The 23554-nt window shown below is 74.9% G+C and carries 23 protein-coding genes; 14 read left to right on the top strand and 9 right to left on the bottom strand.

Annotated elements, in window-relative coordinates; genetic code table 11:
- The first annotated feature begins 20 nt into the window (after positions 1-20).
- Positions 21-932 carry an oxidoreductase gene (locus tag GQS09_RS06880; RefSeq protein ID WP_165985095.1) on the top strand — a complete coding sequence of 304 codons (912 nt, stop codon included), beginning with the start codon at positions 21-23 and terminating at the stop codon, positions 930-932.
- A gap of 42 nt (positions 933-974) precedes the next feature.
- On the opposite strand, the gene GQS09_RS06875 is transcribed toward GQS09_RS06880, so the two are convergent.
- On the bottom strand, positions 975-1601 hold the full coding sequence (locus GQS09_RS06875) for a TetR/AcrR family transcriptional regulator (RefSeq protein ID WP_165985094.1): 627 nt from the start codon (positions 1599-1601) through the stop codon (positions 975-977).
- A 97-nt stretch (positions 1602-1698) separates the two neighbouring features.
- On the opposite strand from GQS09_RS06875, the gene GQS09_RS06870 reads away from it, so the two are divergent.
- Positions 1699-2763, top strand: coding sequence for a saccharopine dehydrogenase (locus tag GQS09_RS06870; protein WP_313896023.1), 1065 nt, complete (start codon positions 1699-1701; stop codon positions 2761-2763).
- Here the strand turns inward: GQS09_RS06870 and GQS09_RS06865 are convergent.
- Positions 2657-3223 carry a nitroreductase family deazaflavin-dependent oxidoreductase gene (locus GQS09_RS06865; protein WP_165985093.1) on the bottom strand — a complete coding sequence of 189 codons (567 nt, stop codon included), beginning with the start codon at positions 3221-3223 and terminating at the stop codon, positions 2657-2659. The two genes, GQS09_RS06870 and GQS09_RS06865, sit on opposite strands and share 107 nt — an antisense overlap.
- A gap of 240 nt (positions 3224-3463) precedes the next feature.
- On the opposite strand from GQS09_RS06865, the gene GQS09_RS06860 reads away from it, so the two are divergent.
- A complete protein-coding gene (locus GQS09_RS06860; RefSeq protein ID WP_165985092.1) occupies positions 3464-4645 on the top strand; it encodes an FAD-dependent monooxygenase in 1182 nt (393 codons plus the stop codon).
- 92 nt (positions 4646-4737) lie between these two features.
- On the opposite strand, the gene GQS09_RS06855 is transcribed toward GQS09_RS06860, so the two are convergent.
- Complete coding sequence (locus tag GQS09_RS06855; RefSeq protein WP_165985091.1) at positions 4738-5667, bottom strand: helix-turn-helix domain-containing protein; 930 nt, start codon at positions 5665-5667, stop codon at positions 4738-4740.
- A gap of 98 nt (positions 5668-5765) precedes the next feature.
- Between GQS09_RS06855 and GQS09_RS06850 the strand changes: the two genes are divergently transcribed.
- The 6 genes from GQS09_RS06850 to GQS09_RS06825 all read left to right on the top strand — a co-directional run bounded on the left by GQS09_RS06850 (position 5766) and on the right by GQS09_RS06825 (position 12671).
- Entirely contained in the window at positions 5766-6566 is an 801-nt protein-coding gene (locus GQS09_RS06850) for an NAD(P)H-dependent oxidoreductase (RefSeq protein ID WP_165985090.1), read from the top strand.
- A gap of 214 nt (positions 6567-6780) precedes the next feature.
- Positions 6781-8811 carry a PA14 domain-containing protein gene (locus GQS09_RS06845; RefSeq protein WP_165985089.1) on the top strand — a complete coding sequence of 677 codons (2031 nt, stop codon included), beginning with the start codon at positions 6781-6783 and terminating at the stop codon, positions 8809-8811.
- 302 nt (positions 8812-9113) lie between these two features.
- Positions 9114-10010, top strand: coding sequence for an SGNH/GDSL hydrolase family protein (locus GQS09_RS06840; RefSeq protein WP_165985088.1), 897 nt, complete (start codon positions 9114-9116; stop codon positions 10008-10010).
- A 37-nt stretch (positions 10011-10047) separates the two neighbouring features.
- The gene (locus GQS09_RS06835) at positions 10048-10473 is read left to right on the top strand and encodes a DUF6153 family protein (RefSeq protein ID WP_165985087.1); all 426 of its coding nucleotides are present in this window, start codon (positions 10048-10050) and stop codon (positions 10471-10473) included.
- Between the two features lie 101 nt (positions 10474-10574).
- The gene (locus GQS09_RS06830) at positions 10575-11210 is read left to right on the top strand and encodes a DUF305 domain-containing protein (RefSeq protein WP_165985086.1); all 636 of its coding nucleotides are present in this window, start codon (positions 10575-10577) and stop codon (positions 11208-11210) included.
- A 108-nt stretch (positions 11211-11318) separates the two neighbouring features.
- Positions 11319-12671 (top strand): erythromycin esterase family protein, encoded by a 1353-nt coding sequence (locus GQS09_RS06825; RefSeq protein WP_207957543.1) that lies wholly within the window; start codon positions 11319-11321, stop codon positions 12669-12671.
- A gap of 12 nt (positions 12672-12683) precedes the next feature.
- On the opposite strand, the gene GQS09_RS06820 is transcribed toward GQS09_RS06825, so the two are convergent.
- From GQS09_RS06820 to GQS09_RS06800, 5 genes are all read right to left on the bottom strand, one after another.
- Positions 12684-13361, bottom strand: a complete 678-nt coding sequence (locus tag GQS09_RS06820; protein WP_165985085.1) for a cyclopropane-fatty-acyl-phospholipid synthase family protein — start codon at positions 13359-13361, stop codon at positions 12684-12686.
- A 185-nt stretch (positions 13362-13546) separates the two neighbouring features.
- Positions 13547-14368 carry a carbohydrate-binding protein gene (locus GQS09_RS06815; protein ID WP_165985084.1) on the bottom strand — a complete coding sequence of 274 codons (822 nt, stop codon included), beginning with the start codon at positions 14366-14368 and terminating at the stop codon, positions 13547-13549.
- A 57-nt stretch (positions 14369-14425) separates the two neighbouring features.
- On the bottom strand, positions 14426-15418 hold the full coding sequence (locus GQS09_RS06810; protein ID WP_313896022.1) for an AraC family transcriptional regulator: 993 nt from the start codon (positions 15416-15418) through the stop codon (positions 14426-14428).
- A gap of 72 nt (positions 15419-15490) precedes the next feature.
- The gene (locus tag GQS09_RS06805; RefSeq protein ID WP_399552433.1) at positions 15491-16054 is read right to left on the bottom strand and encodes an isochorismatase family cysteine hydrolase; all 564 of its coding nucleotides are present in this window, start codon (positions 16052-16054) and stop codon (positions 15491-15493) included.
- A gap of 150 nt (positions 16055-16204) precedes the next feature.
- Positions 16205-18907: a hypothetical protein gene (locus tag GQS09_RS06800; protein ID WP_165985083.1), complete on the bottom strand. Its 2703-nt coding sequence runs from the start codon at positions 18905-18907 to the stop codon at positions 16205-16207.
- Positions 18908-19294: 387 nt separating this feature from the next.
- On the opposite strand from GQS09_RS06800, the gene GQS09_RS06795 reads away from it, so the two are divergent.
- Genes GQS09_RS06795 through GQS09_RS06785 form a run of 3 tightly spaced genes read left to right on the top strand, consistent with a single transcriptional unit; the run spans position 19295 to position 20958 of the window.
- A complete protein-coding gene (locus GQS09_RS06795; protein WP_165985082.1) occupies positions 19295-19900 on the top strand; it encodes a hypothetical protein in 606 nt (201 codons plus the stop codon).
- 3 nt (positions 19901-19903) lie between these two features.
- The gene (locus GQS09_RS06790; protein ID WP_165985081.1) at positions 19904-20335 is read left to right on the top strand and encodes a phage holin family protein; all 432 of its coding nucleotides are present in this window, start codon (positions 19904-19906) and stop codon (positions 20333-20335) included.
- On the top strand, positions 20311-20958 hold the full coding sequence (locus tag GQS09_RS06785) for a DUF3618 domain-containing protein (protein WP_165985080.1): 648 nt from the start codon (positions 20311-20313) through the stop codon (positions 20956-20958). The genes GQS09_RS06790 and GQS09_RS06785 overlap by 25 nt, the downstream gene beginning before the upstream one ends.
- Positions 20959-21023: 65 nt before the next feature.
- Here GQS09_RS06785 and GQS09_RS06780 read toward each other — a convergent pair whose 3' ends face one another.
- Positions 21024-21971 carry an NADP-dependent oxidoreductase gene (locus tag GQS09_RS06780; protein ID WP_165985079.1) on the bottom strand — a complete coding sequence of 316 codons (948 nt, stop codon included), beginning with the start codon at positions 21969-21971 and terminating at the stop codon, positions 21024-21026.
- A 213-nt stretch (positions 21972-22184) separates the two neighbouring features.
- On the opposite strand from GQS09_RS06780, the gene GQS09_RS06775 reads away from it, so the two are divergent.
- Both GQS09_RS06775 and GQS09_RS06770 read left to right on the top strand, forming a co-directional pair.
- Positions 22185-22550, top strand: coding sequence for a PH domain-containing protein (locus tag GQS09_RS06775; RefSeq protein ID WP_165985078.1), 366 nt, complete (start codon positions 22185-22187; stop codon positions 22548-22550).
- 158 nt (positions 22551-22708) lie between these two features.
- On the top strand, positions 22709-23554 hold an 846-nt coding region (locus tag GQS09_RS06770; RefSeq protein ID WP_165985077.1), incomplete at its 3' end, for a serine/threonine-protein kinase.

The following is a 23554-nucleotide window of genomic DNA, read 5'->3' as shown; positions in this document are numbered from 1 at the left end:
CGGCGACTACATTCCCTCTCATGGACAGCACACCCAGAAAGTGGGATATCTCCGACATCCCCGATCAGACCGGCCGCATCGCCGTCGTGACCGGGGCCAACAGCGGGCTCGGCCTCGACACGGTCCGCGCCCTGGCCCGCGCAGGCGCCCACGTCGTGCTCGCCGTGCGGGACCCGCGGCGCGGCGAGGCCGCCGCCGCGACCGTGCGGGGCAGCGTGGAGGTGCGCCGGCTCGACCTGGCCGACCTCGGCTCCGTCCGCGAGTTCGCCGCCTCCTGGCAGGGCCGCCTGGACCTGCTCGTCAACAACGCCGGTGTCATGAACGTCCCGGAGGCGCGCACCAAGGACGGCTTCGAGCTGCAGTTCGGCACCAATCACCTGGGGCATTTCGCCCTGACCAACCTGCTGCTGCCGCACCTCACCGACCGCGTGGTGACCGTGGCCTCCCAGGCGCACCGCGCACCCGGCAGGCCGTCCATCCGCTTCGGCAACCTCAACATGACCGGCGAGTACGCGCCCGTCGCGGCATACAGTCAGTCCAAGCTCGCCAACCTGCTGTTCACGCTGGAACTCCAGCGCCGGCTCACCGCGGCCGGCTCCTCCGTCCGTGCCCTGGCCGCCCACCCCGGATGGTCCGCGACCGGGCTCCAGAGCCACGACGCGAGCGCGGTGCGGCGGGCCCTCATGTGGCTCGGAAACCGCGTGTACGCCCAGGACAGCAAGGCCGGCGCGCTGACCACCCTGTACGCGGCCGTCCAGGACCTGCCCGGCGCGAGCTACGTCGGACCCGACGGGTTCGGCGAGATGCGCGGCGCCCCGACACTCGTCGGCCGGACGCAGGCGGCCAGCGACCCGGCCACCGCCCGGCGCCTGTGGACGGTGTCGGAGGAACTGACCGGCGTGGTGTTCCCGGAGCCGGCGACAGCCGCCTGAGGGCGGCGGGACGGACCGGCCACCGGGGTGCGGGGGTGGCGGCTACGGCAGGAGCTGGCGGGTGAGGGCGTCGGCGGCCCACTGCTGCCAGCGGGCGGGGGACCACCCCTGGCCGGTGACCAGCAGGCCGTAGGTCTCGGGGCCGAGGAGAGCCAGGGCGATGTCGGCGGCGGAGGCCGCGTCGTGGCCGTCGCGCAGTGCGCCGCCGGCCTTGCGGACCAGGGCTTCGGCGAAACGGAGCTGGACGGTGTGCCGCTGCCGCTGGTTGGTCCGCCACAGCTCGGCCATGTCCGCGTCCGAGGCGGCGGCGCCCCGGACCACGTCCAGCACGGGAGCGGCGCGCTCCAGGACGGCGCGGGCGCCGGCGGCCTGGCGGGTGAGCTGGACGGCCGGATCGGGTTCGGCGACCACCGCGCGGGCCCAGGGCCGGTCCAGGGTGGCGACCGGGTCGGCGTCGCCGGCGATCACGGTGTCCAGCACCTCGGCCAGCAGCGCGCGCTTGGTGCCGAAGGTGAAGTAGACGGTCTGCACGCCGACTTCGGCGGTCCGGGCGATGTCCTCCACGGTGGTGCCGGTCCAGCCGCGCGCCACGAACAGACGGGCCGCGGCGTCCAGCATCCGCTGCCGCGTCCGGCGGGTCTTCTCGGCGCGGGACAGGCGAGCGGTCACGGCGGTTCCTCCTCCTCCCGCTCCGGGCGCTGTTCCCGGCCGGGATCTGCTGCCGGGCTTTGACTGTAGTCACACTACAGTGATATTCCATGGGAGTGTGACGACAACGAACGGGCGGGTCCTCGTCGTGGGCGGCCACGGAGCCGTCGGATCGGCCGTGACCGCCGCTCTCGGCCGCTGGTTCCCGGACCAGGTCCTGACCGCGGGCCGGAGCCGCGGCGTCCGGGCGGACGTCACCGACTCCGACGGCTTCCGCCGGGCGCTGGACGGCCTGGACGGCATCGAGGCGGTGGTGCTGTGCGTCCAGCCGCCGGACGCCGGGCCGGCCAGGGCCTGCCTGGAACGCGGCATCCATCTCGTCGACGTGAACGCCCAGCCCGGCCTGCTGGCGGATGTGGCGGGGCTGGACGGCGTGGCGGCCGCCGCCGGCGCCACGGCGGTGCTCAGCGTCGGCGTCGCCCCGGGCCTGACGAACCTCCTCGCACGCCGGGCGCACGACGCCGTCGGCGGCGCGGAACGCCTGGAGCTGACCGTGCTGCTCGGCGCGGGAGAGCGGCACGGCGCCGACGCGGTGCGGTGGACCGTCGAGGCGCTGGCCGCCTCGCCCGGCGCCGCCCGCACGCGCCGCGTCACGCTGCCGGGCCACGGCCGTCGGACGGCACACCCCTTCCCGTTCTCCGACCAGCACACCCTGCCGCGCACACTCGGCGTGCCGGAGGTCACCACCCGGCTGTGCCTGGACTCCCGCACCGCCACCGGCGTGCTGTTCGCGCTGCGCCCGGCCGCCCGTCACCCGGGGCCGCGGCGGGCGCTGACGGCCGCGCTGCGGCGGATCCACCTCGGCGGCGACCGGTTCGCGGTCCGCGCCGACGCCTGGCGTCAGGACCGGCACGCCGGCTACGCCCTGACCGGCCGTGCACAGAGCCGGATCAGCGGCCTGGTGGCGGCGCACGCCGCCCGCAGCGCGCTGGAGGGGCGCCTGCCCGCCGGTGTCCACCACCTCGAACAACTGCCGCCGCTGGCCGACCTGCCGGAGCGCCTGGCCGCGGAAGGCGTCACCCTCCATGCCCTCCATGCCCTCCATGCCCTCGATGGGCCGCCCGGCCGGCCGGGAGCGGCGGCGCGGGGCAGGCGGCGCCCGAGGGGCCTCGGCGCGGGGTGAGGCGGATGACCGGGTATTCCCGGTCCGACGTGCTCTGGTACTTCGCGTAGCGGGGCTGGGCGGCGGTGATGCGCTGCCAGGCCCGCTCCCGTTCGGTGCCGGCGAGCCGCTGCGGCGTCACCTCCACCGCATCGCGACCGGGCAGCTCGATCGACGCCCGGTCCGGGTGTGCCATCAGGTTGGCGTGCCAGTCCGGGTGCCGGCTGCCGCCCCCGGAGGCGACGACCAGCCAGGCGTCCGCACCGTCCGCGAACCATGCCACGGGGGTCTCCCGCGGCTGCCCGCTCCGGCGGCCCACCGTGTTGAGGATCAGTACGTCCATCCCCGTGAAGCTGCCGCGGCCACGCCGGACCTTGCGGTTCATGCGGGTGTTCATCTTCTGCTGCATCCATCGCGACACCGGTCCTGGCGTACCCGGCGTGCGCTTGGCGGCGGTGCCCGCCTGCTGGTTCCGTGTCATGGAGTGCCTCCGGTCGGCCGGCTCGATGTCCTCGGGAATCACGCTGGGCCCGGGCGGGTTCCGGGGGCTTCTCCGATCCTGACCACTGGGGCGGCCCCCTGCCGGTGGCAGCCGTCTCCGGGCCGGCACCTCGTGGGTATGCTCGGTGCACGTGGCCGGTGACATGGGCGCGAAGGCACCGCCCCGTGCGGGCCGGGGGCGGACCCCGTCGCGGTGTCCGGCCGGAAGCGGGGTCCCGGCATGAGCGTCCTGATCGTCGGCGGAGGCATCGGCGGCCTCACCGCCGCGCTCGCCCTGGCGCGCATCGGCCATCACGTCGAGGTCGCCGAACGCATGCCGCGGTTCACGCCCGCCGGTGCCGGGATCGTCCTGGCGCCCAACGCCGTGCGCGTTCTCACCGCCCTCGGCGTCGACCTCACCGGATGCGGCCGTCCGGTGCGGGACTTCGACATCGTCCGCGCGGACGGCACGCTGCTGCGGCGCTTCGTCCCCCGGCCGCTGCCCGGCGGACCCGGCGCCCTCACCATGACCCGGACCGCCCTGCACGATGCCCTGCGGGGCACCCTTCCGCCGGAGGTGCGGGTCCGCACCGGACAGACCGTCACCTCCCTGACCGAGGCGGGTGACGCGGTCGAGGCCGGCTGCGACGGGGAGTCCGGGTCCGCGTCCGGGTCCGGGGCCGGGTCCGGGTCGTACGCCCTGGTCATCGGTGCCGACGGTATCCGCTCCGCGGTGCGGGCCCACCTCACCGGGGACGCGGCCGCCCCGCGCTACAGCGGCGACACCTGCTGGCGTGCCCTCACGCCCAATCCCGGTATCACCCGGCCCGTGGAGGCGTGGGGGCCCGGCTCCCGCATCGGCGCGGTTCCCCTGCCCGAGGGCCGGCTCTACTCCTACTTCGTCCTGGCCGCGCCGCGCGGGGCCCCCGTGCCCGAGGAGCCCGGGGCTTTCCGCCGGGCCTTCGCCCACCACCGGGGCGGACTCACCCGCCTCTTCGACCTCCTCCCCGGTCCTCCGCCGCTCCGCCACGACCTGGAGGAGCACGGCCGGACGGTCTGGGGACGCGGGCGCGTGGTGCTCCTCGGGGACGCGGCCCACGCCATGCCTCCCAGTCTGGGGCAGGGCGCGGCCATGGCCATCGAGGACGCCTACGCCCTGGCGCTGGCCCTGCGCCCCGGCACCGCCGGCGTCCCGGCCCGCTACGCGGCGCTGCGCCACCGCCGGGTGCGCGCGCTCCGGCTCGCCTCGCGCCGGATGGGAAGCGTGGCCCAGTGGCGCCCGGCGGCGGCCCGCGCCGTGCGCGATGCCGCGCTGCGGGCCGTGCCCCGGGCCGTGGCCGACCGCCGGTACCGGGCCCTGGTCCGGCCCGCGCTGGACCTGCTGGACATGCCGCTCACCGCCGGGACTACCCGTGAACCGTGACGGGAGCACGGGCCGGTCACCGCTGGGCCGCGCTGCGGCCTCCCTCTTCTCCCGCCCGGGGCGGGCGGACGGCCCGGCGGGCGATCCGGCGGTTACGGCCGGGCGCGGCGGGGCGGCGCCAGCCGGGCGAGGGCGGCGGCCTCCCGGCTGTGTTCCCCGGCGCTGAACACGTGCACCACCAGGCCGGTTTCGCCGGGCGCGGCCGGCACGTGCAGCGTCTCGTAGTCCAGGATGAGCAGTCCGGCCACCGGGTGGCGCAGCCGCTTGCGCCCCGCCGTGCACATCACCACCGCCCCGGCGTCCCAGATGCGCCGGAAGTCGGCGCTGCGGGCGGACAGTTCGGTGAGGAGCGCGGTCAGCTCCCGGTCGTCCGGGTAACGGCCCGCGGAGACCCGGAGCTGGCCCACGGCCTCCGCGGCCCGGTCCTCCCAGTCGGGGTGGACGGCCCGGGAGGCGGGATCGAGGAAGAGATACCTGGCGTTGTTCGGGTCGCGGCGTCCGGGCTCGGCGAGGCCGCCCATCAGTTCGGCACCCAGCAGGTTCCAGGCCACCACGTCGAGGCGGTGGTCGGTCACGAAGGCGGGCAGCCGTTCCATGGCGTCCAGCAGCCGCCGCAGCTGCGGGCTGACCCGGGCCGCGGGGGCGGCGCCCCGCCTGGCGGTGGCCAGGGTGACCAGGTGCTTGTGCCCGGCCGCGTCCAGGCGCAGGGCCCTGGCGAGGGCGTCGAGCACCTCCGGGGACGGCTGGGTGGCCCGGCCCTGTTCCAGGCGCACGTAGTAGTCCACGCTGATCCCGGCGAGCTGGGCCAGTTCCTCGCGGCGCAGGCCGCGCACCCGGCGGCGGCCGCCTCCGGTGAGGCCGACCTGCTCCGGGGCGACCCGCTCCCGGCGCACGCGCAGGAAGCGGCCGAGCTCCCGCCGGCCGTCACCGGTCCCGGAACCGCCGGAGGTTCCTGTGATGCCGGTGGTTTCTGTGGTGCCGGTGGTTCCGGTGCTGACGCTGACCCGGTCGACGCCGTCCATGCGCTCCAGTATGCGTGGCCCCGGCGGTACCAGGACCGCGGCTCCTCCGGTTGCACAGGGTGCTGGCTGCCCCGTCGCGGCCGGGGGAACGTGGTCGCATGACCGAAGCCACACCGCGGCAGCGGAAGAAGATCCTTGTTGTCAGCGCCCACCCGGAGCCCCGTTCGCTCAACGCGGCCCTGGCGGCCTTCGCGGCCGGGCACCTGCGGGCGGCCGGGCACGAGGTGCGGGTCTCCGATCTCTACGCGATGAAGTGGAAGGCGGCCGTGGACGCCGACGACTTCCCCGGCCAGACCCTGGAGCCGGGCCGGGGGCCGGCTGTGATGACCGCCTCGGAACGCGCCACGCTGGCCGGGCGGCTGTCGCCGGACATCATGGCGGAACAGGAGAAGGTGCGCTGGTCGGACGCGGTGATCCTGCAGTTCCCGATGTGGTGGTTCTCCGTACCGGCGATCCTGAAGGGCTGGATCGACCGGGTGTTCACCTGCGGGTTCGGCTACGGCCCGGCAGTGCCGCCGCCCTACGGCGGGGGTGCGCTGGCCGGGCGCCGGGCGCTGGTGTCCGTGACGGCCGGTGCCCGCGCGTCGGCGTTCTCCGACCGCGGCATCCACGGGCGTCTGGCCGATCTTCTCCACCCGCTCCAGCACGGCCTGTTCTGGTTCACGGGCATGGCGCCGCTCGAACCGTTCGCGGTGTACGAGGCGAACGAGGTGCCCGCGGAGCGGTTCGCGCAGGCGCGCCAGGCGTACGGGAGGCGGCTCGACGGGCTGTTCACCGACGAGCCGGTCCCCTTCCGGTCCCTGACGGGGGGCGACTACGACCACGGCATGCGCCTGCTGCCGGGTGCCGAACCGCCGGGAACGGGTGGCCTGGACATTCACCTGCGCGCGGAAGCCTGACCGCGGGCCCGCGCCGGCACGCCCTCCGGCTCCCGGCGCGGCCCCCGGCCGGGCGGCCGGGCGCACTCAACAGTGGGCTCCGGATTGTCGCCGTGATCACGCGACCACTACACTCCCTGCACAATCCATCCTCCGTCGTTCCCGGGCCCCCGACGGCCGCCCGCCGCGCCCGAGTCCGCTTCCGGGCCACTGTGCAGAGAGACCTTGCCGCCAAGTGAAGAAGAGAAACTGGCTGATATCCGGCTCCGCCGCCGCTGCCGTCGCCGCCGGAACCAGCCTCGTCGTCGTCCCCCCGGCGCAGGCGTCGGTCTCCTGCTCCTCCACACAGTTCACCCGTGAGTTCTTCTCCAATGGTTCCCTCTCCGGCACTCCGGTGAAGAAGGACTGCGACGGCGAGATCACCGAATGGTGGGCCGGCGGCGCCCCGCTGCCCGGAATGCCCTCGGACAACTTCTCCGTCCGCTGGACCCTCACCCGCGACTTCGGCTCCGGCGGCCCCTTCAACCTCTACGCCGCCGCACACGACGGAATCCGCGTCTACCTCGACGGCACCCGCACCATCGACCTGTGGAAGGACACCACCACCCAGCGGTCCAGGACCGTACAGGTCACCATCCCCCGCGGCCGCCACACCCTGCGCATCGAATACGCCAACTGGTCCGGCTCCGCCAGCGCCAAATTCCGCTACGCACCCCGCACCTCGACCACCGACGACCACACCCCGCCACTGGCCCCGGCAGACCTGACCGCCTGGTACAGCGAGGAGGCCGGTCAGGCGAAGCTGAACTGGGCGGAAAGCCCGGAAATGGACCTGGCCGGCTACCGCGTCTACCGCCGGCCCGCCGGGACGGACCACTGGACCCGGGTCTCCGGCACCGCGCCGCTGACCAGCCCGTGGTTCAAGGAGCAGGTCGCGGCCGACGGCAGCAGCTACGACTACCAGGTGCGCGCCGTCGACAAGGCCGGCAACGAATCCGCCGGCGCCGCCGCCACCGTGGCCGCGCAGGGCACGCCGCCCCCCGCGCCGACCGGGGTGGAGGAGAACTGGGAGATCGGCGATTCCACGGTCGCCAAGCTGTACTGGCAGTACGACGCCGACGTGCACATCGCGGGCTACCGTGTCTACCGCTCCACCGGACTGCCGGTGGAGACCACCGAGGCCAACCTGGTCAGTGGCAGCACGCTGCTCACCAGCGGGTACTTCAGGGAGGACCTGCCGCAGACCGGTCATCCGTATTACTACGTGGTGACCGCCGTGAAGGCCAATGGCGCGGAGTCCGAGCCCTCGCGGTACGCCGTCTTCTACACCGAGGACACCACTGGGCCCGCCAACCGGGCGCTGGACCCGGTCGCCTCGGTGGACGAGCGCGGCGTGACGCTCACCTGGGAGACGTCCGCCGAGACCAGCCCGGACTTCAGCGGCTTCGTCGTCTACCGCTCGACGCAGCCCCGGGCGGCCGGGGGGCAGGTGGCCTCGGTCGGCAGGACCTGGGGCACCACGTTCACCGACACCACGCCCGTGCCGCAGGGCACCCACTACTACTGGATCGTGGCGTCGGACTACAGCAGCAACAAGGGCACCCCTTCGGTGGATGTCATGGCCGAGGTACCGGTCAACACCACACCTCCCCCGGCGGTGGCCGGCCTGACCGCCGAGCCGCGGGAGAACGGCGTGGCCCTGAGCTGGGACGGCGACGAGTCGGCGGGCATCGCTCACTACGTCCTGTTCAGGGGCACCCTGGCGGGCGGCGAGTGGCGGTACGAGCCCATGCTCGACCACATCTGGCTGACCCCCCTGACCACCACCGAGGAGACCTACTTCCACCGCACGCTGCCGGACGCCGAGCAGGTGCGCTACAGCGTCGTCGCCGTCGACCAGTACGGCAACCGGCTGTCCCCGGGCTCGGAAGCGGCCGTCGTCGAGCTGACGGAGCTGGACATGCGTCCGCCCGTGGAACCGGCGCCCGGCGGTCCGTTCGTCAGCCTGAGCGCGGATCAGAACGGCCGGGTCGTCTGGCTGGTGGCCGCGGAGGCGGAGCGCCCCGCCGAGGAGATCACCGGCTTCCTGGTGCACCGCTGGAACCGCGGGTCGGGGGACTGGGAACTGCTGGCGGAACTCCCCGAGGACGACTGGTCGTACTACGACCGCACCATCCCGGGCGGGACCACGACCTACTACCGGGTGGCCGCCGTCTACCAGGACGGGGAGACCATCGCGGACGACACGTACGCGGTGACGTACTAGCAGCGCCGGCACACGCCCCTGGCCGGGCGTCCGGCGGACAGCACGCACGGCGTCGTCCCCGGACGCCGGCCGGGGCGGAACGTCCCGTGCGGAAAGTTCTGCGCGGAGCGTTGACGGCGGCGCGGCGCGGCGGCACATTACCGGCAAGTAAAACTGCTCGGTAACCGCGACCCGCCGCTGCGCCCCGGCGGGAAGTGCCGCCTGACCCGACCGCAGCACACCGGCCCCTTCCCGCTCGCCACCGAGCCTCCGCCGCTCATCACGACGCCGGGCTTCGCCATGCCCGGAGCCGAGGAGGACTCATGCCGAAACGCGCGCTGCGCCGTGCCCTGACCGCCGCCCTCACCGCCCTGTGCACGGCCGCCCTCGGGCTCGCCGCACCCGCCTCCGCGCAGGCCGCCGCGCAGGCCGCCGACGACGGTCCGCTGGAGTACGTCGCCCTCGGCGACAGCTACAGCGCGGGCTCGGGCGTCCTGCCCGCCGACTCCACCGCCCCGCTGCTGTGCTTCCGCTCCGGGGCCAGCTACCCCAAGGTCATCGCCGACCGCATCGGCGCCGAGCTGACGGACGTCACCTGCGGCGCCGCCCAGACCCGGCACTTCGCCTCGTCCCAGTACCCCGGGGTCGCCCCGCAGCTCGACGCGCTCGGCCCGGAGACCGACCTCGTCACCCTGACGATCGGGGGCAACGACAACAACACCTTCATCGGAGCCATCCTGGCCTGCGGCTCGGCCGGAATCCTCACCGCTGGCCACGGCAGCCCCTGCAAGCACCTCTACGGCAGCACCTTCGACGACCAGGTGGAGGCACAGACCTATCCGGCGGTGAAGGCCGCGCTGGAGGCGGTGCGGGCCGAGGCCCCGAACGCCCGGGTGGCGGTGCTCGGCTACCCGTGGATCCTGCCCGCCACCGCCGACCCGTCCTGCTTCCTCAAGATGCCGGTGGCCTCGGGTGACGTGCCGTATCTGCGGGCGCTCCAGGCGCACCTCAACGCGGTGATCGAACGCGCCGCCGAGGAGACCGGTGCGGTCTTCGTCGATCTGTCGCAGGTCTCCGAGGGCCATGACGCCTGCCGGCCCCGCGGCACCCGCTGGATCGAGCCCGTCCTGTTCGGCACCAGCCTCATCCCCGTCCACCCCAACGCCCTGGGCCAGAACAGGATGGCCCAAGAGGCCCTGACCGCCCTCGGCCTCGGCTGACGGCACCCTCCCGGGGCGGCGGCCGTACGATGGCGGCGTGAGTCCGCGGGTTCCGGCACAGCCGATACGGCCGCGTCCGGTTCCGGCACCGGCGCTGCCGGGTCTCGTGGCGCTCCCGGCCCTGCTCGCGCTGCCGGCCCTGCTGGCGCTGCTGGCGCTGCTGGCCGTGCTCGGGTTCGCCCCGGCCGCCGCCCTCACCACCGACCACCACCACGGCGCACCGCACGGCGAGGGGCCGTCGCTGTGCCACCCGGAGGACGGCGGGCCGGACGGCCCGGCCGTGCCCGCGTGTCTCTCCCGGCCGGTGCCGGTGCACGGCGGCGCGCTGCCCGCGGCCGTGCGGCCTTCGCCGGCCCGCGGTCCCGCCGCGGCCGTCCGCACGTCGGCCGGCCCGGCCGGGAGCGTGCCGCCCGGCCTGCGGGCCCCGCCCTCACTGGCCCAGCTGCAACTCCTGCGCATATAGGCGGATCACTCCGTGGCCGGGCGCCCTCGCCGGGCGGCCGGGCCGCACCCGCCGCACCGCCCGCAGCAGATCCGTCCCCGTCCGCGCAGGAGAGTCTTGCCATGAACAGCTTCCGTCCGCCGCACCACTCCCGCTACCGTTCGCCGCTGCGCCGTGCCCTGGCGGCCGGAGCCGTCACCGCCGCCGGGCTGGTCCTGGCCGCCTGCGGCGGCGACGGCTCCGGCTCGTCCTCCGGCGGCGGGCACAACGACGCCGATGTCCACTTCGCCCAGGGCATGATCCCGCACCACCGGCAGACGGTGATGATGTCCGAGATAGCCGTGGGCAACGCCTCCTCCCCCGGCAAGGCGTCCGCCGAGGAGGTCAGGTCCCTGGCCGAGGAGATCCTCCGGGCGCAGCAGCCGGAGATCGACGCCATGACCGGCTGGCTGGAGGAGTGGGAGGAGAAGGTGCCCCCGGGCATGAGCGGCGTGAACGAGGGGCACCACGGCGGGGTGGCGCCGGTGCCCGGCATGATGAGCCAGGAGCAGATGGAGCAGCTCGTCAGTGCCACCGGGGACGACTTCGACACCCTCTATCTGACGCTGATGATCGAGCACCACGAGGGCGCCCTGGAGATGGCCGGGACCGAGCGGGAGGACGGTGACCACGGCCCGGCCCGGGAGCTGGCCAAGGAGATCATGGAGTCCCACGGCGAGGAGATCACCCGCATGCGGGAGCTGCTCGACGGCCGCTGACATGCCGGGCGGCCCGGCCGCCCGCCCCCGGGTGCGGCGGCCCCGGGTGCGGGGCGGCCGGGCCCGGGTTTTCATGGGCGGAGCAGGCGCACACGAGGGAGGCGCGCCATGACGCTCACGGGATTCCCCTCGGACCAGGTGGCCCGGCTGCGGGACGAGGCGATGCCGCTGACCGGCCCCGCTTCCCTGGACCCGCTGCTGGACCGGATCGGTGAGGCCCGCTACGTGGCGATCGGCGAGGCCTCGCACGGCACCGCCGAGTTCTACCGGTGGCGCGCCGACCTCACCCGGCGGCTGATCGAGGAGAAGGGATTCTCCCTGGTCGCGGTGGAGGGCGACTGGCCGGACTGCGAGACGGTGCACCACAGCGTCACCGCCGCCCCGGACGCCCCGGAGGACCCGGCCCGGGCGCTGGCCGCCTTCGCCCGCTGGCCGCGCTGGATGTGGGCCAACACCGAGGTGGTCCGGTTCACCCGGTGGCTGCGCGCCCACAACCTCGCCCTGCCCGCCGGGCGGCGCGTCGGCTTCTTCGGCCTGGACGTCTACAGCCTGTGGGAGTCGCTGCACGCCGTGCTGGAGCATCTGCGGGCGCACGACCCGGAGCGGGTGCAGCCCGCGCTCGCCGCCTTCCGCTGCTTCGAGCCCTACGCCGAGGATCCCCAGTCCTACGCCGTGGCCACCGGCCTGGTGCCGGAGGGCTGCGAGCCGGAGGTGGTCTCCCTGCTGGCCGGGCTGCGCGAGCGGGCCGTGCGGCAGCGGGCCGCCGACGGCCGGCCGGCGGATTTCGCGGCCTGGCAGAACGCCGAGGCGGTGGCGGGCGCGGAGCGGTACTACCGGGCCATGGTGCGCGGCGGCCCCGCGTCGTGGAACATCCGCGACCACCACATGGCCGACACCCTGGACCGGCTGACGGAGCATTTCGGGCCCCGCAGCAAGCCCGTGATCTGGGAGCACAACACCCATATCGGGGACGCCAGGGCCACCGACATGGCGGCGGCGGGCATGGTCAACGTCGGGCAGCTGCTGCGGGAGCGGCATGCGGACGAGGGTGTGGTGCTGGTCGGCCTCGGCTCCTACGAGGGCACGGTGATCGCCGCCGACGAGTGGGGGCGCCCGCCACGGGAGATGACCGTGCCGCCGGCCCGGAGCGGCAGCCTGGAGGACCTCATGCACCGGGCGCTGCCGGGCGGAGCGGGCCTGTTCGTCTGGGAGGACACGGGCGAACAGACCGGCGCGGGCGCGGGTGCGGCCGGTGCCGGCTGGCGGCGGACGGTCCGCGACCACCGGGCGATCGGCGTGGTCTACCGGCCGGGGGCCGAGCGGTGGGGCAACTACGTGCCCACCGTGCCCGGCCTGCGCTACGACGCGTTGCTGCATCTGGACCGCACCCACGCGCTGGAGCCGCTGCACCGCGACGACCGCCGGGCCGGCGAAGCCGAAACCTGGCCCACCGGCCAGTGACGTGTACCGGTCTCAGGCGACGCGCCTGATGACGATCACGTTGTCGGTGAGCAGGCCCGTCACGCCGTCCGGGCCGGTGGCCTCGCGCTGGATGGTGCCCAGGCGTTCCGTGCGGTGGACGGCCGGGTCCAGACCCATGCCGTCGTGGATCTCCTCCGCGCTGGGGAAGTGGTGGTGGGCGTGCGCGGCCCCGGCCCACGGGGGCGGCGCCCCGTGGTCGACGATGAACAGCGCGCCGCCCGCGGTCAGCGCCGCCGCGGCCCGGCGGAAGATCTCCGGGCGGGAGAACTCGAACGGCGCCTGGAAATACTGCGCGCTGATCAGGTCGAAGGTGCCCTCCGGGAAGCTGCGGGAGAGGTCGTGCCGCTCGGTGGTCACCCGGTCGGCCAGACCGGCCGCCTCCACCCGGGCCCGGGTGCGGTCCAGGGCGAGGGCGGAGATGTCCACGGCGGTGACCCGCCAGCCGAGCCCGGCCAGGTGCACGGCGTCGCCGCCTTCGCCACAGCCGAGGTCCAGGGCCCGGCCGGGGGTCTGGTTCGCGGCGAACTCGGCCAGCGGCGCGTTCACCCTGCCCGACCAGACCTGGTCACGGGCGGCGTAGTGGTTCTCCCAGTAGGCCGCGCCGTCGGCGGCGTCCTGCGCGGGGCCGTGCGCGGGGCCGTGCGCGGGGGTTTCGGTGTGATCGCTCATGCCGTAAGAGTGCGGAGACGGGGGCGGGAACCGCCAGTATTGTTGCCGTTCCGGCAACAAGGAATTCCCGGCACGGGCCCGGCCCCCCGGGGACTCGCCGGAGGGCCGGGCGGGGCGGAACGGGAAGAACGGCAGGGGCGGCCACGGGCGTTCCGTTTCCGTACCCGGTCCGCGGCGGGGGACCGCTACAGGCGCTGCCACAGGGCCGGGACGTGGGGCGGCTCCCAGCCGGGCTGCGCGGTATGGGCCTGGAGGCACCGGTATCCGCTGCCGCCGTGGGTGACGGTGTCCCCGGCCGCGTAGGCGGTGCCCGCGGCCCAGGTGCCGCCCGGCGGCTGCGGGGAGCCGCCGCCGTCCTGTTCCAGGTTCAGCACGAAGTCGAAGCCGGCCTCCCGGCCCGCGCCGGCCTGCCGGACGTGCATCAGCAGCGCCGGATCGTAGAGCGCGTCCGTGGCGTTGCGCGGCTCGCCCGGGAAGTAGAGCTGGGTGGTCAGCACGGGCCGCCCCGGGGCCTGCGCCTTGACGTGCAGGTGACGGGTGCGGCCCGGGTACAGGCCCGGCACGATCGTCTCCAGCCGGAAGGCGCCCCGCTGGTCGGTGAACTGGTGGCCCCGGAAGCGGTGGCCGGCGTTGTCGTAGGCGCCATTGGTGTCCGCCTGCCAGAAGTCCAGCAGCACGTCCGGCACCGGCAGGCAGGCCAGGCCGAAGACACGGCCGCTGACGGTGAGGCGGACCCCGGGCGTTCCGGCGTCCACCAGGGAGGTGCGGCGCGGCGAGCCGGGCTTGAAGTACGGCCCCTCCATCTGCGGGGGCGTGGGGTCGTCCCCGTCGTCGCACACCGGGGTCGGGGTGAGCGGCCGGTGCCCCGGACCGGCGTCCCGGGCCAGCGCGGTGGCCGCGCCCGCGCCGCCCAACGCGGCGGACAGCGGGACGGCGGCGAGTGCCGTCTTCAGCAGGCCCTTGCGGGTGAGGCCGGACCGGCGCCCGGGCGTGGGGTGGTCGTCCATGGCGGTCTCCTGCGGTCGGTGGGGTGGGGGTGGCTGTGGGGGCGCCCCGCAGGAACGCTAGGAGCCGGCCGGACCGTCGGCGAGGGACTCCGCACGGTGAACATGGTGATCGGCGCGGGAACCGCGCCGGAAGTCGCCGGGACTCATGCCGGTCTCGCGGCGGAAGAAGCGGGAGAAGTAGGCGGGATCGGGGTAGCCGACCCGGGACGCGACCTGCCGCACCGTCAGATCGGTGGCGGCCAGCAGGCGTTTGGCCTCCAGGGTGCGGGCCTCCCGCAGCAGCCGCCCGGGCGGGCGGCCGGTGGCCTTCCGGACCGCCTCGGTCAGATACCCGGCGGAGACCCGCAGCCGGGCGGCATGCCCGGCCAGCGGTACGGCCACCGCCCCGGGCGTGGCCAGCAGCGCCAGGAACTCCCGGGCCAGGGCCCGCGCCCGGTCGTCCTCCCCGGCCGCCGCCGGCCTTGCCGCGCCTGCCGGGCCTGCCGGGCCCGCCGCGGCGGCGGGCCGGGCCGGCCGTTCCGCCCACCGGGCGGCCCGCACCAGCAGCACGTGCAGCAGCGACTGGAGCACGGACAGATGGCCCGGGGCCCGGGCGAGGAACTCCCGCCGGAGCTCCCGCAGCAGAGCGGTGACCGCGTCCGCCTGCTCACCGTCCAGCGGCAGCAGCGGCTGGCCGCCCAGCCGGTGCAGCAGTTCCCGGTCCCCGGGGTGGGCCAGCAGGAAGTCGGCGTTGAACAGCACCACCCAGCCGCGCAGCCGCCGGGCGTCCGCCCAGTGGTGGACCTGGCCGGGGACCACCGCGCACAGCTGCGGGGGCAGCAGCGGGCGGGCCGCGGAATCCACCACATGGCGGCCGCTGCCGCTGGTCACGCAGGTCACCTCGTAGAAGGTGTGCCGGTGCGGGAAGGCGGCCCGGGAGAGCGGGCCGATGGTGTCGAAGGTGCCCATGGCGAACGGCAGCACCTGCGGCGCCGGCACCTCCAGCCGGTGCAGCGGCACGGGGTCGTCGGCGGTGCCGGGGCGGTCCGGTGCGGGGACGGACGGGGACACGCGGCACACCTTAGGGCTTCCCCCGGGACGGTCCCAGTCCGCGGGCGGCGCGGGAGGCCCGGCCGCGGCGGGTCAGTGCGGGTGGTCGGCGGGGCTGGTGAGGGCGGTCCGGGCGGTGATGAGCCCGCCCGGGCCGATCAGCCGGCGGGCGACGGTCAGGCCGGCCTCGTGCACGGCCCGGCCCGCGTCGCTGGCGCAGGCGTCGGTGACGATCCACGGGGCGAAGCCGCGCTCGAAGGCGTCGGCGGCGGACTTCAGCACGCAGCTCTCCGTCGCGATGCCGCAGAAGACCAGGTCGGTCCAGCCCTCCCGGGCGATGAGCTGGTCCGCCTGCGGGGTGAAGAGGGAGTAGCCCGGCTTGGTCACCACCGCCCGGGCGTGAAAGGTGATGTCGAACAGTTCCGGGACCAGATCGGTCTCCGGCGGGTGCCGGAGCCGGGTCCAGGAGAAGAACCGCTCGAACGGGCTGCCGGGGTGGTTCTGGTAGCGGGTGAGGATCACCGGCCGCCCCTTCGCCAGCCACTGCCCGGCCAGCCCGGCCACGGCCGGCACGATGTGCGCGCTGTGCCGGTTGACGAAGCCGTTCTGCATGTCGACCACGACAAGCGCCGCGGTATTCATGGCGAGCTGGGGCACGCTGCCTTGTCTCCTCCACACCTGTCGGCTCCGCACGGAACCTTGCCGGTCACTGCGCCGAGCGTATGCGCCCCGGGCCGGGCCCGGCGACGGCGTGCGGCGGTCGGCGCCGCACACACCGCCGCCGGGCCGGGGCGGGGACGCGCGGGGTCAGTAGGCGAAGACGCGCTCGGTGAAGACGGTCCCCGCCGTGTAGATCCCGCCCTTGTACCGCCAGCGGTAGTACCCGTTCGCGGCGGGAACGGTGGTGCGCACGTCACCGTCGGCGGCGGACTTCACGCCCTTGATCTTGATCCAGGTGCTGCTGCCCGGCGCGCGGTGCTCCAGGGCCACCCACTGGCCGCCCAGCGGGCGGTAGGTGCCCGCCGCCCAGTCGGCGCGGTCCAGCTGACCGGCGATGATCATGGGCTCGCCCTCGGCGACGTAGCGCGGCCAGGTCCGCAGGTCCACCGTGGTGTGCCGGCGCACGGAGGTGGTGCCGGCCTGGGGCAGTTCGGTGTAGTGGCTTCCGTCCCGGGACCAGGCCATCACGGCCGCCTTCCACGGTCCGGCCAGCCCGTTGTCCCCGAGCGAGAAGTGGCCCGAGACGGCGAACAGCACGCCGCAGGAGTAGGTCCCGGAAGAGCCGGCCGCCTCGCAGACGACGTTGCTGCTGGGCAGCTCGGCATCCGGTGCGTCGTAGGAGCCCCGGTAGAGCATGACCTCCGCGCCGCCCAGGCCGTCCGGGACGGTCACCGTGACCTCACCATTGACGTACTGGTACTGCCGGGTGCCGACCACCAGGGGCGAGCCGTCGTTGAGCGAGAACCCGGAGACCGAGATGTCGCCGACGGTGCCGCCGCGGTGCCCGGCCGGTCCTGCGAAGGCGCGCACCACGGTGTGCCGCACGGTGCCGCCGTTGTCGTCCTCGGCGGTGGCCCGCAGGGAGACGAAGGCCGCGTCGGCCGGCACGGCCAGTTCCACGGTGGCCTTCTTGCCGGTGCCCGGCACTTCCAGGGGGCGCCAGGTGGCGCCGTCGTCGGTGGAGAACTCCAGCCCGGTCAGGGTCTCCTGGGCGTGGTCGGAGCGGGAACGGGCGTTGGCGGATATCCGGACCGGTGAGCCGGCGGAGGTATTGCGGGAGTTCAGCCCGGAGACCCAGAAGTCGACATCGAGCAGCGGAAGTGCGCCCGTGGTGCTGCCCCGGTAGGTCCACTCCCGCCGCACCGTGGTGGACAGCCGGGCCTGCGGTGACCGCCGTGTGACGGTGTGGTCGAGGGCCATGTCCGAGGCCGGGGACGGCACCGCGTGGGCGGCGCTGTCGTAGAGCCCGAGGCCGGAGCCCTCACCGATGGTCGTGCCGTCCGCGGTCAGCCGGTAGGACCAGGTGGCGCTTCCGCCGTGGCCGTCCCGGCCGGTGGCGTCGGTGAACGGGACCGGCTCGTACACGGTGACGGTGTCCCCGTACCGGCGGGACTGGAGGCGGTCGGTGTGCCGGGGAGCGAAGGGCGCGATGCCGATGGTCTCGCCGGGGGAGGTGCCGGCCGGCAGCGTCCGGTCGGCCAGGTCGAGGAGCTGGCCGTCGCCGTACATGAGGACCCGGGAGAAACTGACGCCCGGGGTCTGGTACTCGGTGACCCGGGCCGGGAGCCGCACCGGGGACACGACCGTACCGGTCATCCAGGGGCCGTGGACGGCAGCGGAGAAGAGGTACGACTGGCCGGTGTTGCCCTGGCTGCGGAAGGTGCTGACGGACGTGGCCAGATCCGCGGTCCGCACCGACACGACCGGGGAGGACGGCACGGTGCGGACGAAGGAGTGGAAGAGGTCGTAGCGGTAGGGCGAGTGCGTCACGGGCGTGGTGCCCTTCTGCACCCGCACCTCGCGCACGTGCAGCTCGGTGCCGGTGGCGGTGAAGGGGGTGACATGGACCTTGGCGTTGCCGACGCCGACGAAGCCGGTGATGCCGCCGCGCGGCACGGCGAGGGACACCGCCATGTCGGCCCGCCGGTCATGGGCGGCGTCCACCGAGATCCGGGTGTCCCGGGCCTTACCGGCGTCGAAGACGATGGTGCGCCTGCTGTCGGTCACCGTGAAGGGCTGCACCAGCAGGTACGCGGCCGCCCTGTCCAGGGTGTCGAACATGGTGACACCGAGATAGCTGCCGGGCGGCAGGTTGACCCAGCCGTGGTCGGTGAACGTACCACCGTCCCGCACCCAGTGGGTCGTCCAGGTCTGGCGGTTCCAGACCACCATCGACTTGTAGGCGAAGCTCTCGTCGGTGTCCAGGACGAGCTTGACCGGGTAGGTGCCCTCCGGGGCGGCGGTGCGGAAGGCGGCCAGTTCCGCGGCACCGCCCATGGTGGACATGCCGGAGCCGGTGTCCCCGGATTCCTCGGGGATCTCGATCTCGGTGGCGGGCAGCGCCTCACTGCCGCCCAGCGGCTGCACGGTGAGCGTGCCGTCCTCCGCCGTGAAGGCGTAGGGGCCCTGCGCCGGTTCCCCGGCACCGCCCTCCCCGGCACCGCCCTCCCCGGTTCCTCCCGGTCCGGCTCCGGCCTGTCCGGGCGTGATCTGGAAGACGGGGGCGGCACCCTCGTCCTCCGGCGCCCGGACCTTCAGGCGGGCGCCGGAGGCGAGTTCCGCCTCGGCCACCGGGGCGTCGGCCGGAGGTCCGGCCGCCGCGGCTGCGTCCGCCTCCCCGCCCGGTGCCGCCGGCTGCGCCGGCAGGCCCGGCGCGGCGGTGGCCGGAGAAGTGGACGTGGTCGCGGCGTTCGCCTGGCCCGGGACCAGCAGTGCCACGGTGGCGAGCACCATGGCGGTGAGCGCGGTGCGCGTCCGTCTGCGGGGTTCCGGTCTGTCGCCTGCCGTCATGCGGGGCTCCCTTCTGCGGCCCCGGACGGCGGGGCCATGGCCGCAGCCTAATGTTGTACGTCACACGCACGTTCACCGGGTCCGGTGCCGGCGTTCACCCGGGCAGGGCCTGATCCGCGGCCGGGCCGGGGAGGGGCGGGCCGCGGCGGTGGCCCGGGACGGCATCGCGGACCGGCGGCGGCCGTCCCGGCCCGGCAGCCCGCCGGACGGCGTCGGCGATGCCCCGCCCGGCCGGCCGCCCCGCCGCCTCCCTCGCCGACCTGCCGCGCTCCGGCAGAACCGCCTGCTGAACCGCCCGCTGAACCGCCCGCCCCCGGGGGTTTCCCGCCCCCGTGACGGGCAACCCGCCCAGGGTCGAATGTGCGCCCGTACAGGGAAGGAGCGCTCATGACTGACGGCGGACGAGTGCAGGAGACGAGGCAGGCTGCGCGCGACCAGGCCACGGCCGCGGCCGGCCGGGCCGGGCAGGCGGCCGACGAGGTCGCCGCGACCGCCTCCCAGCAGGCGGGCGCGGTCGCCGGGGAGACCCGCCGGCAGGCCGGAGAGGCCGCACAGGATCTCAGGAAGCGCGTGGCGGACGAGGGCCGGGGGCAGGTGGAACGCCTGGCCGGCACGGTGCGCCAGTGGGCCGACGATCTGGACGGGATGGCGCGGAACGCCCCCGACGACTCCCCGGCCCGCACGCTGGCCGCCCAGGCGGCCGAAGGCGGTCACCGTGCCGCGGAGTATCTGGACCGCAACGGGGTGCAGGGTCTGATCGGAGATCTCCAGGACTTTGCGCGCCGCAGGCCGGGCGCGTTCCTCGGCGGGGCGCTGGTGGCCGGTCTGGTGGTCGGCCGCATGGCCAAGGCGGGCAAGGCGGCGGCCGGGAACGGGCAGCCGGACGGCTCCCGTCAGCCCGCGGCCGAGAGCCGGACCGAGGGTCCGGCGCTGGGCCCGGGTCAGGGCCAGGGCAGCTCCCTGGCGGCGCAGGGGTACGGAACGGAGGTGTGAGACATGGCCTCGGTTCAGCAGGAGTCGCCCCCGCGGCACCGCACGGCGCCGCGGGAGGAGGACGCCTCGGTCGGCGAGCTGCTGTCGGCGGTGACCTCCGACATGCAGACGCTGTTCCGGCAGGAGGTGCAGCTCGCCAAGGCGGAGATCCAGCAGGAGGCCGGCAAGGCGGGCAAGGCCGCCGGCATGTTCGGCGGGGCGGGCTTCGGCGGCTACATGGTCGCCCTGTTCCTGTCCCTGGCGCTGATGCTGGGGCTGGCCAATGTGATGGACGCGGGCTGGGCGGCGCTGATCGTCGCCGTGCTGTGGGCGGTGATCGCCGCCGTGCTGTTCGTCATGGGCCGCGCCCGGATGCGGAGCGTGTCCCCGAAGCCGGAACAGACCCTGGAGACGCTGAAGGAGGACGCCCGATGGGCACGTCACCCGACCAGGTGAGGGCCGAGATCGCCGAGACCCGGGAACGGCTGTCGGAGGACGTCGACCGGCTCGCGGACAAGACGAGCCCGAAACGGATGATGCACCGGCGGAACGAGAAGGTACGCGGCACCATGTCAGGACTGCGCGAACGGGTCATGGGAACGGCCTCGGAGACCGGCGGACGGGCCACCGACCGGACACGGCAGGCGGCGCACTCCGTGCAGCGGGGCGCCGGGGAGACGGCCCAGGCGGTGCGGCAGAGCCCGGAGCAGGCGATGCGCCGCACCCAGGGCAGCCCGCTGGCGGCGGGCCTGGTGGCCTTCGGCGCCGGGCTGCTCGCCGGTTCCCTGCTGCCCACCTCGCAGGCGGAGGAGCAGGCCGCCGGGCGGGCGTCCGGCCGGGCTGGCGAGGCGCTGGAGCCGGTGAAGCAGGCGGCCACGGAGTCGGCCCAGCGGCTGAAGGAGGATGCCACGCAGACCGCGAAGCAGGCGTCCGAGCAGGTCAAGGAGACCGCGACGGAGGCCGCCCGGACCACCGGGGAGCAGGCGCGGGAGCGGGCCGGACAGGTCCGGGAGGACACCCGGGAGTCCGGGCGGCAGGTCGCCGACGAGGCGCGGCGGCAGTCCCCCGGCCCCGGCTGACAGCCACCCGCCCGCCCCGGCCGGTCGCGGGCCGGCCGGGGCGGGCCGCGGGCGCCCGCGGCCGGTCAGCCGTCGATGCTGATGACGATCTTCCCGCGCGCCTCGCCGGCGGCCAGGGTGGAGAGCCCTTCGGCCGCCCGGTCGAGGGGCAGCACGGTGCTGACGTCCACCGTGAGGGTGCCGGCCGCGGCCTCCTGGGCGAGCGGGGCGATCACCCCGGCCTCCGGGGCGGCCATGACGTTGCTGCCGGACAGCCCGGCCGCGGTCAGGGTCTGGTCGTCGGCGGCGCCGAGCGTGGAGGCGACCCGGCCGCCCTTGCGGACGAGTTCCAGCGGAACCGCGTCCGGGGTGCGCGAGACCAGATCGATCATGGCGTCCACTCCGTCCGGATACACGTCACGCACCTGCTCGACCAGATCGCCGGTGGTGTAGTCGACGACCGTGGTGGCACCCAGCGAGGTGAGCCGGTCGGTGTCGGCCGCGGTGCCGCTGGCGACGACGGTGACCCGCCGGGCGGCGAGCAGCTGCACGGCGTAGGAGCCCACGCCCCCGGTGGCACCGATCACCAGCACGGACTGGCCCGGTTCGGCGGCGACGGCGTCGATGCAGCCGACGGCTGCGGCACCGGCCAGCGGCAGGGCGGCGGCGGTGACGAAGTCCAGGCCGGCGGGCTTGGCGGCGACATGCCCGGCGGGCAGCACCGCGTATTCGGCGACCGTCCCGGCCTGGACCGGCGGTTGAAGCCGGATGTTGCCGAACACCTCGTCGCCCTCCCGGAGGCGGCCCGCGCCGGCGCCCGCCGCCTCCACCACGCCCGCCGCGTCCCGCCCGATGACCAGCGGGTAGCGGTGCTCCATCCGCTCCGCCATGGCACCGCTCGCCAGGGCGGTGTCCACGGCGTTCAGGGCGGCGGCCCGGACCCGGATGAGGACCTGGTCCGGGCCCGGGGACGGTACGGGCAGCTCCGAGACCACGGGCTGCCGGCCGGCGGCGGGGACGGTGAGTGCGCGCATGGGGTGCTCCGTACGTTGTCGGGTGGCGCGGGGCAGGGAGGACCGCGCCACCACCGCCATGGGACCCTCCCGGCCGCCCGCCCGCACCACGGCCGCGCCCGAACCGGTGACCCTCCGGTGCCGGCCCGGCGATCCGGCGGGGCCGCACCGCCGTGCCGGAGGGTTACAGTGCGGGGAGGGGCACGGTCCGGGAGCGGAGGGGTGAGCGGGGCAATGGCACTGTTCGGGAACGCGCACGCGGTCGATCCGGCGGCGGCGCAGCAGGAGTACGCGCGGATACTGGCGCAGGGCGAGCAGGTGCACGCCGCGTATCAGCTCATCCGGGACATGATCCTGTTCACCGACCGGCGGATGATCCTGATCGACAAGCAGGGCGTCACCGGCAGGAAGACGGAGTACCACTCCATCCCGTACCGGAGCATCTCGCACTTCGCGGTGGAGACCTCCGGGCACATGGACCTGGACTCGGAGCTGAAGATCTGGCTGTCCGGCAGCAGTGTGCCGATCGAGAAGACCTTCACCAAGGGCGTCGACATCTACGAGGTGCAGGCGATCCTGGCGCACTTCTCCATGCGCTAGGCGGCGGGCGGCGAAACCGTCCGGGGCCCGGGCGGCGTCCCCACCAAGGGCTGCGGCGGCGCCGGGCGGGCGAACTTTCCCCGCAGAGCGGGGCGTTCCGGAGACGGTCGCTGCCGTACCCTGAGCCCTGGCGGGTGCGCGGCTGAGGGGGAAACGGCGTGGTGGAGTCACTGCATGCGGAGGACCCGCAGGCGATCGGCGGCTATGTCCTGCTGGGCCGGCTGGGGGCCGGCGGCATGGGCCGGGTCTATCTGGCGCGCACCCCGGGCGGCCGGGCGCTGGCACTGAAGACCATCCTGGCCGAGCGGACCGGCGACCCGGGCTTCCGGCTGCGCTTCGCACGCGAGATACGCAACGCCGACCGGGTCCGCAGCCCGTGGACCGTGCCGGTGGTCGACTGGAGCCGCGGCGACGGCCCGCAGTGGCTGGCCACCGAGTACGTGCCCGCGCCCTCCCTGGAGGACTGGGTGCTCCGGGCCGGCCCGCTGGCCCCGGAGGCGGTACGGGAACTGGCCGCCGAACTGACCGCGGCACTGGCCGCCGTGCACGCCGAGGGCCTGGTCCACCGCGATCTCAAACCGTCCAATGTGCTGCTGGCCCCGCAGCGCCCGCAGCTGATCGACTTCGGCATCGCCCGCGCCCTGGACGATTCGCCGGTCACCCACACCGGCGGGGTCGTCGGCTCCCCCGGCTACCTGGCCCCGGAGCAGGTCGGCGGCGCCCGGGAGCTCTCCCCGGCGGCCGACGTGTTCGCGCTCGGCGCGCTGCTGGTCTTCGCCGCGACCGGGCACGGGCCGTTCCAGCACACCGGCGAGTCGCCGGCCACCGCCACCCTGCTCTACCGGGTGATGCACGAGCCGCCGGTGCTGGACGATCTGCCCGGCGGGCTGCGCCCGGTGGTGGAACCGCTGCTGGCCAAGGAGCCCGGCGCCCGGCCGGCCGCGGCGGCGCTGACCGCGGAGCGCGGCGCGGGCGGCGGCCGGTGGGCGAGGGCGCTGCCGGAC

The sequence above is a fragment of the Streptomyces sp. YIM 98790 genome, assembly GCF_011421595.1.
Lineage (GTDB): Bacteria > Actinomycetota > Actinomycetes > Streptomycetales > Streptomycetaceae > Streptomyces.
Note: the sequence above shows the minus strand (reverse complement) of the source record. Positions and strands in the feature narration are given on the sequence as shown.